We start from the raw sequence: 10,294 nt of genomic DNA on the forward strand, positions 1-10,294 counted from the left end.
TATTTTTATCCTTATTCGCCGTCGAACTCACAAAGCGTGAAGCTTTTGATACCCATCGCGGTTAGCTTTTCACGACCACCTAGTTCAGGTAAGCCGATAACAAAGCCAGCATGCTCAATGGTGCCGCCTAATGTTCGGATTAGCTTTGCTGATGCTTCGATGGTACCGCCAGTTGCTAACAAGTCGTCGATAAGTAAAACTTTATCGCCAGGCTGGATAGCATCTTTGTGGATTTCCAACGTATCAGTACCGTATTCAAGGTCGTAGGTTTCACTCACCACTTCACGGGGTAATTTGTTGGGTTTTCTTACTGGAACAAAACCAATGCCCATCTCGATGGCCAATGGTGCGCCGAATAAAAATCCGCGCGCTTCGGTTCCTGCTACTTTGTTGAATCCCATATCTTGGAATTCTTCAAGCAACAATGCGATACAACTACTGAAAGCCTTATGGTCTTCTAGTACGCTAGTAACATCTCTAAATAAAATACCTGGCTTTGGATAGTCAGGAACGGTTTTAACAACTGATTTTATATACTGTGCAGTCACAATTATGCCTTGAATGTCTGCGTTATAACCAGAAGGTAAACCAGCCGCAGATGATATGCATCAGCGGAAACGCGAGTAAAGTTACGATAGAAGCTAGAAAGTACCACTTATTGTAGACTTCTTTGAAATCTGAATTGTCTGCCATATGCACTACCTAAACAATTTAACTAACAAAAAAATGGTCGTAAATGTTAATCGAAAGCAGACCGGATTGACAGCGCTATTGTAGTCAATTGCCTACTTTCCCAACATTTAACAGCCAAAGCTATACACTCGCGTACAACTTTAGCCTTTCTGCACTTAAGTGCCAGTTAAAAACTGGTGATTTAGTGTTCAGCAAACTCCTCAACTAGGTAACAAAATACCTTTTTGCAGCATATCGCTTACTATTTGCTGCATACCTTGAAGCACAGTGTGTTCTGGTAGGTGGTTTAATTGCTTACAAAGCTGCTCGCCTAAGGCCTCTATTTCTATGCCTTGTTCGTGCTGTTCAATGGTATGCAATAAAACTGCAGTCAGCGGATTTAAATGCACAAATTCTACGTGCTGTTCTTCATTTCTATACACCACGTAGAACTGTTGCTCGGGTGCGGGGGTATCGGGAATATAGTCCATACCAATTAAGTGAACTGGGTATGCATATGAAGCAAGGGTTGCTAGCGGGGAAACGCTCACCTTTGTTACCTGTTCGCCAGCTTCAAAATACACCACCTTATGAGGAGTTTTTCGAATGCTGATATCTAATTCTAGCCATTCATAGTGGGCAAGTTCAGCGGCGAACTCAGGTAATTGAAATGCGAGTTCTGGGTTTGCTGACAAATACTCTACGAATTCTTTGCTAATGTCTGAAAAATACGGTGAACGGCTTTCGTGATGAATAAAAAAGGCGCGCACCAAATCATTCCAATTTTCTTCACTTACCAATGACTTTAACACCGGAAAACCTGTGCTTATAAAACCCATAATGTTATTAAAAAAAAGGGACTGATAAATATCCATGCGGCGTTTAATGTCAGCATTGTTTGTTTCAAACGAATCTGGATCTTTAATTGCGTTAACAAACTGTTGCTGGACGGTTTTAAAATTCTCGCTCATGCAGACTGCCCTGCAAAAACGGTTTGGTGATTTGCAATACTCTGGGCTTGTATCGCTTTAATACGCTGCACTTCTTTTACTAATACTTCCATCGCGGGAATATTAAAATCACGTTCTAATAATGTAGGGAATACGCCATGAGTTTCATAAGCGTGTTTTAGTAAATCCCATACGGGTTCAATAACATCAGCGCCATGGGTATCTACTTTTAAATCTGGGGCTTCATCGAAGTGCCCAGCAATATGACCATATACAATTTTATCGCTAGGTAAGCGGTTTATAAAATCGTAAGCATCATACTTGTGATTAATGCTATTTACATAAACGTTGTTTACATCAAGCAGTAACAAGCAACCTGACTCCGCTAGTACCGCATTGGTAAAATCTAGTTCAGACATTTCTTGCCCAGGCGCCAAATAATAAGACACATTTTCTAGCACCAATGGCCGCTCGATAATGTCTTGAACCTGCTTTATGCGGCCTACCACATGTTTAACTGCATCTTCTGTGAACGGTATTGGCATGAGATCGTACATATGCCCGTTACCAGAACAGTAACTTAAGTGCTCGCTATATAAATCGATATTGTGGGTGTCTAAAAAGTGCTTTACGGTTTTAACGAATTCGATATCAAGCTTGTCGCTACTACCGATAGAAAGGGACAAACCGTGTGTGGTAAAAGGCGCTTGTTGAATACTTTGGGCAAACTGGCGTTCGTATGTTCCCCCTAAAGGGATCCAGTTTTCGGGCGCAACTTCCCAAAAATCGACCTCACTAGGCAGTGTTGGTAACACTTCATCTAACATCTCGCGACGAAAACCTAAACCTGCACCTTGAATATGCTTCATTATTCCACCCCAATTTCACACTAAAAAGGCCATCGAATGACGGCCTTTTTATACTGTACTTGCCGTAGTGTTACATGCTACCGCATTTACCTTCACCACATTTTCCTTCTTTAGCTTTTTCCATTTTACCTTCAGCCATGCTAGCTGCTTTATCGCCGCCGCACTTGCCTTCACCACATTTACCTTCGGTTGCTTTCGCCGCTTTGTCGCCACCACACTTACCTTCGCCGCACTTACCTTCAACTGCTTTGCCATCTGCAGATTTGGCAGCTTTATCACCACCGCACTTGCCTTCACCGCATTTACCTTCAGCAGCGAATTGGCTATAGCCAGATTCTAATGACTGCATTGAAAATGGGTTAACTTCAGCCATAGCAACCGTAGATGCTAACGAGCCAATAACAACCGCACCGAGTGCCGTAGCAACAGAAGATTTTTTAATTTGTTTCATTTTGTCTACCCTCAAAAGTATAAGTCTGGTTTTAACGTGCGGTAAGCACGTGTAGTAGTATAGACCTAGGGGGTGAGGATCAAATTTCACTTTTTGTTAATATTTTTTATATTATTAAAATTTAAAGGTATTTTTAGTTAACTTTTATAGTTCCAATGTAGTGCTAACTCAGCGTAACTCGTTTACCTTACAACTAAAGTAGGTTAGGTTTGTTCTGATTGGTTTCTTTTGAGCAAATTGAATACATGTTGAAGCAATTTTATTTGGGCGACTGGCAAGTAGAGCCAGCCTCAAACACCCTTATATTAGGTAAAACGAAGCGCACCGTTGAACCCAAAGCAATGGACGTTCTATTGCTATTGTGTCAGCAAGCGGGTGAAGTGGTTAGCGCCGACGACATTATTACCCAGTGCTGGCCAGACGCGCCCGTTGGCGATAACCCTATTCATAAAACCATAACCCAATTACGTAAAGCATTAGGTGATAAAGCCAGTGCCCCTTCTTTTATAGAAACCATACGTAAACGAGGTTATCGGGTTATTGCCGATGTTCAGTTTTTAGAAGATGAACAAACACGTGCCGCCGAAACCGATTGGCAGGGTCAATCTCCGTTCCCTGGTTTAACCGCGTTTACGCAACAAGAAAGCCAAGTGTATTACGGTAGAAATGCGGCAGTAAAAAATTTACTGGCTAGGCTTTCGGATCAATTTACCAAAAAACGTCCTTTTACCCTTATTATCGGCCCTAGCGGTTCAGGTAAAAGCTCGTTAGTGCACGCAGGTTTATTACCTAGGTTATTAAACAACAAGGGCGCCAATGGTGTTCATGCCATCGATTACGCCAGTATTGATATTGCAGATATTCAGACGGCACAGATTGTGGAAGAACTTGCCGCCTGTATGTTAGATTGGGATATCAACGATGCCCCGTTGTTTGAAGGGGAAAGTGCCGATTCATTAGCGGCAAAACTGAAACGCGACCCTAAGCCGGTTATTCATTTAGCGAAAACTAAACTTACAACTGCAAGCCAGTACAATAACGTCGCTTTCCCTTGCTATGTAATAGTACTCGATCGCCTTGAAGCCTATTTGGCCACTAACCATGTTGATAGTACCCAAAAGGAAGCGGTGTTTACGCTGCTTGAAGCATTAGCAGAAAGTGGCTTCATTTTAATGCTTTTAGTATGTCGGAATGATTTTTACCATCACTTAGCTGCCTACCCCACCCTAATGAAAAATAAAGAGCGTGGAGCACATTTCGACCTTACGCCCCCTTCGGCCAGTGAATTAAGCCAAATGATACGCCTTCCAGCTATTGCCGCAGGGCTAGAGTGGGAAGAAGATAACCATACCGATGTTACGTTAGACGACATTATACTTACCGATGCCGCGGCAGAACCCAACTGTCTTCCATTATTACAATACACCTTACAAGAACTGTACTTGCAGCGAACAGCCAACTTGCTGCAAGTTAGTACCTACAAACAGTTGGGCGGTATAGAAGGCGCAATTGGCCACAAAGCTGAACAGCTTTACCAACAGATGCCGGTGTTAGTGAAAACGGCACTCGACCGCGTGCTTCCTCTAATTGTAACGCTTACCCAAGATGGCAGTAACTTAACCAGCCGCACCGCATTGTGGAGTGAGCTTAGTAACGATAACGAGAAAAACTTTGTCGAGCTAATGGTAGAGCATCGGTTATTTGTATCGCACCTTTATCAAGACAAAGCCTGCTTTAAAGTGGCGCATGAAGCCGTCCTTAGGCGCTGGCAGCGAGTACAAGGTTGGATTCAACAACACCAAAGCGCGCTGGTAAGCAAAGGCAGATTAGAACAACAAACCAAACAATGGCTGCAAGATAACAAAAGTAAGGCGTTTTTACTTACACAAGGTAAGCCCTTAACTGATGCTTTGGCGTTAAAAGCCGACACTAGCTTAACACTGACGAATGACGAATTAGCGCTCATTCGGGCGTCACAGAAAACGGTGCAACGCAAACGGGTTATTCGCGGGGTTACCTTTGCAGCCCTTGCTTGTTTAACCGTAGTTTCATTTGGTGCCATGCTACAAAGTCAGCAATCGCAACAACTGGCCGAAAGGAAGCGATTAGAAGCTGAAAATTTAATGGGCTATATGATAGGTGACTTTGCCAATAAACTACGTAGCGTAAAACGTATGGACTTATTGGAAGGTATCAGCGAACAAGCACTGAGTTATGTTGAACAAGCTCAGCAAACGAGTGAATATGGATTTTTTACCATTAGCCCGCCAAAACCTAGTTTCGAACTGCGTTTTCAACATGCGCTTTCACTGCAAGCTATGGCAGAAGTACGATTTTATAGAGACGATGTAGCCACCGCGAAAGAAGCTTACGAAGAAGCCGATGTACATATAAAGGCGCTGTTGAGCGATGCACCCAATCACTTCGAGCTACTTAAAGCCGCGGGTGCAAACGCATTTTGGTTGGGCCACATCGCTTATAACGATGGCTTGATGGACATAGCCAGAACGGCATTCGAGCGTTACTTAGCTTATAGCGAACGTATGCTATCAATAGCCCCAGACAATACAGACGCTATGCTAGAAGTGGCCTACGCACAAAACTCTTTGGGCTCTCTTGAATATGAAAACTTCGAATTTAGTAAGTCGATTGAATACTTCAGTGCATCACTAAAGCTCAAACAATATATCGCTGAACAAAACCCTGATGATCTTGATGCTCAACTTTATGCTGCCGATACCCTGTCGTGGATAGCGTCGGCTACTGTTCATACTGGGGAATATGAAAAAGCTTATGGATTGTACGAGGATGCTGAACAAGCTTTTGAAGATATATATATACTTCATAGTTCTAATGCTGCCGCCATTGAACCTTATGTTGCAGTTCTTGTTCAAAAAGCGCTCTTAGCTAAAAAGTTAATGCTGAAAAAAAACTACGGCACAACACTAGAGAAAAGTTATATAATTGTAAAACAGGCGATCTCGCAAGATATTAACAACAGTGAATGGCAATTGGCTTTTTTTCGTATAGAAGCACTTTTACTAGTAAGTGATTCAAGTTTTAAAAGCTCTATTGATGCTCAGCAGGTATTAGCCAAGGTAATTGCATCTAATGCAGAATGGATACTTTTTCCCTTAATTGAATACTTTCAAATGAATTCGCACTGGGAAATTATTACTCAAATTCAAAAATATATACGCTCAATTACCCCAGAAATTATTGAGTCTTCATTAAAGTCCCGTGAGCCAAGCTTTACAGAATATAGTTTAAAAACAAAAAAAATATTATCTCAATTTATTAGAAGTGAAAACATTTTTACCGATGAGCGCAAAAGTTTACTTTGTCATGAGCTTCAACTTACCACATCGAAAATCGTCGAAAAATCTTATCACCCCGATGCAATTTTACCGCATTTTTTTGCGAGTCAATGTACTAACAATACTTCTAAAATAAATGGTACTTTGAAAGCTCACGCAAAAACTTTGACCAAACCTTTCTACTTTGATTATTTATAAAAGGAATAAAATATGTCTAATCCAACACCGATATTTCAGTTTATGGTTTCAGTATTTACGGACGAAACTCCACCTCGATATGCTATTTATGATACCTCAGGCAACCCTGCAACAGGTAATGTAACAGTAACTGAGTCCAGTAGCATGATAATGTATACTTTGAAGAAAGAGTCTAGCGATTTACAATTCGTGGGCCCAGTCATATCTGGTGATTTAGATAATGACTTGACTTACAGTATAACTGAAGATGGGCAAACCATTATCTTTGTAGATTCAGACTCAGCAACAGAAAGTATTTGCATGAAACTAGTTACAGCACCTAAGTCGAGCGTTTATACCAGTCAAGATCCACAAATCATTAATAAACAGAAAAATTAGTTTTATAGAATTGGCGGCTGTTAGCTGCCAATTCTGGTTTAAAATGCGCTTTAATATCTGAGGACTTACTTAAGCCTCCCTGTTTTTATTCTATACACCAAACAATACTGATATAGTTTTTATGCGCTACTAAAAGTAGCGTATTTAATATTCAATTTTTGAAGGGAATAAAAATGAAGTCTATATATAAGAATAGTAAAATATTGCTTAAACCATTGTTTTTTTTTAGCGGTACTACTCTCTTTCTCAACGTTAGCACAAGAAGCCACATCAACAATAAATTCAACTGAAGCGACTAACACGGCCACCTTTACCTTACAGCTTTGGGCACCAGATGAAGTGCCGCCTTCCGATGCCAAACATGTGGAAATTGGTGAAGGCTACTACTATCGCTACACACCCGAAGCTATTGCATTTGATAGCAATACCAATCGTAAATTGAATATCGAATTTTCGCCCGCTTTAAATGACCGTTACGCCTTTCGTTGGGTTACCGCAACCAGCCCTGGTGATGTAACTTTAGAGGATAAAACCGATGCCAGCATTCACATTGGTGTTGATGACGGTGACGATGTTGCCGACGACATCTACATAGAAGTATGGGTACTTGATACCCAAACCGGCGAACGGTTCATGTGTGATCCACAAATTATAAATAGAAAACCAGTTTAAAAATTTAGGGCTTCGTGAGGAAGCCCCATTCTATTTCACAAAAAACAAATCTGATCTCTTCCCTGAGACTTAGCCTGATAAAGCAATGTATCAGCCGCGTTCAACAAACCTTCTTTTGAACTGTAGCGATTCTCCATTTGCGTTGCCACACCCATGCTTACTGTTAACTCTGATTCTTGCGATAACGCAAACTGCCTGGTACTTAATTGCGATATATGTCGCTTAATACGTATCGCTAATAATTGGGCGGTCTGTGCTGAACATCGGGGCAACACCAAGGCAAACTCCTCACCGCCATAGCGTGCGGCTAAGGTATCGCGATTAGGAAGGCTTAACGAAATAGTTTCCCCTATTCTCTTTAAGCATCTATCCCCCGCTATATGGCCATATTGGTCGTTGAAGTCTTTAAAGTGGTCGATATCAATAAATATAATACTTAGAGGTACATCGTCTTGCTCGCAAACATCCCACTGTTTATCAAGGTATTCGGCAAACCTATGGCGGTTAGCTAGCCCTGTTAAATAGTCGGTATTAGCTTTGTGTAATAGCGAACCATACTCTGCCTTGTGAAGCGTAAGGTCGCGGAGTATACAAAGATACAGTGTATTAGCCGATGAGAATGCTTCTGGTAACGTTGATATCGACATTTCAACACACACATGTGTTTGGTTGTCTTTGTCTGCTTGAAGGTTAACTTCCATAGGAGGGGCGGAAATTAAACCTCTTTGGCCTGCATCTAAGCTCTCAATAACATAAGTTTGAGACTTACCCGTATCATCTATAACTAGCTCAAGTAAATTATGTCCTAGCAATTTGTCTTTTTCTATTCCCAGTAATGAGGCGGATGTAGAGTTAAGCATTTCAATAGTGCCGTTAACATCTATAACGACAACTGCTTCATTGAGAAAATTAATCATGCGCGAAAGTGAAGAATCCTGGTAAAAGTTAAAAAGCTTTTCTGTGGGTTTTTTACTAATATTTTTACTAAGCATTGTTGAAAACATTCCTTATCCCCTAGCTTTGGGCTGTATTGATGGAACAAAGATTACGGAAAATTTTCGAATTAAACCTTCTGGTTACCTTACGAATTAACACACTGATTTAATTGCAAATTTCAGAGTCAGGAAGGTTAAATCTCGAACCAATTAAGAAGGGCATGAAGCTTTTAAGCGGGAATATCTGGGCTATGTAACACAGTGCATATATTTCACAGCTTGTGTCTTTTTAACACTTTATTTACCTATGTCGTTCAGGCAAATAAATAAAAGTGCATTTAAATCAATATATTAACGTTTGGCACAAAGTATGAATTATAAATCAGGAATGAAACAGTGTGATTTACTAAACAGGAATAAAGATATGTAGGAGTAGAAGCACGGAAATACCTTCGTGCCTTTTAGATTGTCGTCAATACCGTGAACGGTTTCGGCATTCACTTCTCATATTTAACCCAAAGCATTACACATGCAAAGAAGGAATTTATTATGAAAAAGCTAACGTTAGCAATGGTTATTGGCGCAGTAATGTCTACTTCCGCGTTCGCTGCCCATCATGAATCTAGAATAACCTCAGACTTTGAGGCACTAGATGCAAATGGCGACGGCATGCTTTCCAAGGAAGAGGTTAAGGGAAGTATTACTGAAGAGACTATGTCTAAAATAGACTCAGACAGTGATGATATGATTAACCACTCTGAGTTTACTGCCTACATAAAGTCTAAACCTGAAAGGTTTACTGACGAATTAGTGGTTAAAGAAAAAACAAACCACGATGGTAAAGCCGATAGCGCACACCATCCCATGGACAAGAAAGAGGCTATGGGCACAGATGGCGATGTAATTAGCGAAGCAAATAAAGAACTCCGCTCTGAAACGAAAACCAATGCAAACCATGATTCAATGAGCAAGACATCCGCTATGGCTAAACATGAATCCATGGGCGCAGACGGCGACGTAATTAGTGAACAAAATAGAGAAATGCGTTCTGAAATGAAAACTAGCGACACACAACACTCGATGAAACATGGTGAAGCCATCGACGAAACGGGTGCTGTGATCAGTGAAAAGAACAACACATTACGTACAGAAGTTACGGATGCTGCGAATATGCGATTCGATGAAGCCGATGCTAATAAAGATGGTGAACTATCTAAACGTGAAATTGAAAACGCAGGTATTAAAGGTGATTTCATGACCATGGATAAAGATGGCAACGAACTTATTACTCGTATGGAATACCGTAGATATTTTGAAGAAATTAAGACAATGGGCCAGTAATACTAAGCTTAATAGTCGCCTAGTTTAAGCCCCGCCCCTGCGGGGCTTTTTATTGCCTGTTCACTTTCTTACAAGCATAAAAAAAGGCTATCCGTTAGGATAGGCTTCGTTGTGAAGCAATCGTTGTGAAGCAATCGTTGTGAAGCAATCGTTGTGAAGCAATCGTTGTGAAGCAATTTCTTCGAATGGGATTGCTTCACAACGAACTATGGCAGTGTGGAGGGCCACCCCGTGCTAACTCTGGCAACCATTTCATGGCTTGCACGTTGTCCCATGGGGCTGGGCCACACTAGCTGGGCCACACTGGCTGGGCCGGTCACCGGAACCCCGCACTATCCCCACGCCAGTTACTGGCCGCCGAGTCTCGGCATGCGCTAATACGTTTCACTTCAGAGTTCGGTGGCTCATATACCACTGGGTGCAGAATCATGATGCTTTTTTGGAATGAGCGCGCAAGGAGGACCTGCAGTACGCTCAGTTTTTTACTACGGCGTAACTGCTAATATTATTT

General features: G+C 41.4%; 9 protein-coding genes. 4 read left to right on the top strand and 5 right to left on the bottom strand.

What is annotated here, in order from left to right:
* Nucleotides 1-11: 11 nt before the first annotated feature.
* The 4 genes from apt to J5X92_RS11820 all read right to left on the bottom strand — a co-directional run bounded on the left by apt (nucleotide 12) and on the right by J5X92_RS11820 (nucleotide 2,942).
* Nucleotides 12-548, bottom strand: coding sequence for an adenine phosphoribosyltransferase (apt, locus tag J5X92_RS11805; RefSeq protein ID WP_013783400.1), 537 nt, complete (start codon nucleotides 546-548; stop codon nucleotides 12-14).
* A 345-nt stretch (nucleotides 549-893) separates the two neighbouring features.
* Nucleotides 894-1,643 carry a putative DNA-binding domain-containing protein gene (locus J5X92_RS11810; RefSeq protein ID WP_013783399.1) on the bottom strand — a complete coding sequence of 250 codons (750 nt, stop codon included), beginning with the start codon at nucleotides 1,641-1,643 and terminating at the stop codon, nucleotides 894-896.
* Complete coding sequence (locus J5X92_RS11815; protein ID WP_013783398.1) at nucleotides 1,640-2,491, bottom strand: DUF692 domain-containing protein; 852 nt, start codon at nucleotides 2,489-2,491, stop codon at nucleotides 1,640-1,642. Before J5X92_RS11815 ends, J5X92_RS11810 begins: the two co-directional genes overlap by 4 nt.
* A gap of 70 nt (nucleotides 2,492-2,561) precedes the next feature.
* Entirely contained in the window at nucleotides 2,562-2,942 is a 381-nt protein-coding gene (locus J5X92_RS11820; RefSeq protein WP_208805811.1) for a hypothetical protein, read from the bottom strand.
* 245 nt (nucleotides 2,943-3,187) lie between these two features.
* Here J5X92_RS11820 and J5X92_RS11825 point away from each other — a divergent pair, with 245 nt between their 5' ends.
* From J5X92_RS11825 to J5X92_RS11835, 3 genes are all read left to right on the top strand, one after another.
* Complete coding sequence (locus tag J5X92_RS11825) at nucleotides 3,188-6,457, top strand: winged helix-turn-helix domain-containing protein (protein ID WP_244360675.1); 3,270 nt, start codon at nucleotides 3,188-3,190, stop codon at nucleotides 6,455-6,457.
* A 12-nt stretch (nucleotides 6,458-6,469) separates the two neighbouring features.
* Nucleotides 6,470-6,835 (top strand): DP-EP family protein, encoded by a 366-nt coding sequence (locus tag J5X92_RS11830; protein WP_013783395.1) that lies wholly within the window; start codon nucleotides 6,470-6,472, stop codon nucleotides 6,833-6,835.
* 339 nt (nucleotides 6,836-7,174) lie between these two features.
* Nucleotides 7,175-7,507, top strand: a complete 333-nt coding sequence (locus J5X92_RS11835) for a hypothetical protein (RefSeq protein ID WP_013783393.1) — start codon at nucleotides 7,175-7,177, stop codon at nucleotides 7,505-7,507.
* 35 nt (nucleotides 7,508-7,542) lie between these two features.
* Here the strand turns inward: J5X92_RS11835 and J5X92_RS11840 are convergent, their stop codons facing one another.
* Complete coding sequence (locus J5X92_RS11840; protein ID WP_232363183.1) at nucleotides 7,543-8,499, bottom strand: sensor domain-containing diguanylate cyclase; 957 nt, start codon at nucleotides 8,497-8,499, stop codon at nucleotides 7,543-7,545.
* A gap of 492 nt (nucleotides 8,500-8,991) precedes the next feature.
* Between J5X92_RS11840 and J5X92_RS11845 the strand changes: the two genes are divergently transcribed.
* Entirely contained in the window at nucleotides 8,992-9,783 is a 792-nt protein-coding gene (locus J5X92_RS11845) for an EF-hand domain-containing protein (RefSeq protein ID WP_013783391.1), read from the top strand.
* The last annotated feature ends 511 nt before the right edge of the window (nucleotides 9,784-10,294 follow it).

Source organism: Alteromonas sp. K632G (assembly GCF_017653625.1).
Lineage (GTDB): Bacteria > Pseudomonadota > Gammaproteobacteria > Enterobacterales > Alteromonadaceae > Alteromonas > Alteromonas naphthalenivorans.

Bases quoted from the DNA above. Each gene is read 5' to 3' on its own strand.
- J5X92_RS11810 (WP_013783399.1), bottom strand. From the start codon at position 1,643: ATGAGCGAGAATTTTAAAACCGTCCAGCAACAGTTTGTTAACGCAATT.
- J5X92_RS11815 (WP_013783398.1), bottom strand. From the start codon at position 2,491: ATGAAGCATATTCAAGGTGCAGGTTTAGGTTTTCGTCGCGAGATGTTA.
- J5X92_RS11820 (WP_208805811.1), bottom strand. From the start codon at position 2,942: ATGAAACAAATTAAAAAATCTTCTGTTGCTACGGCACTCGGTGCGGTT.
- J5X92_RS11825 (WP_244360675.1), top strand. From the start codon at position 3,188: ATGTTGAAGCAATTTTATTTGGGCGACTGGCAAGTAGAGCCAGCCTCA.
- J5X92_RS11830 (WP_013783395.1), top strand. From the start codon at position 6,470: ATGTCTAATCCAACACCGATATTTCAGTTTATGGTTTCAGTATTTACG.
- J5X92_RS11840 (WP_232363183.1), bottom strand. From the start codon at position 8,499: ATGCTTAGTAAAAATATTAGTAAAAAACCCACAGAAAAGCTTTTTAAC.
- J5X92_RS11845 (WP_013783391.1), top strand. From the start codon at position 8,992: ATGAAAAAGCTAACGTTAGCAATGGTTATTGGCGCAGTAATGTCTACT.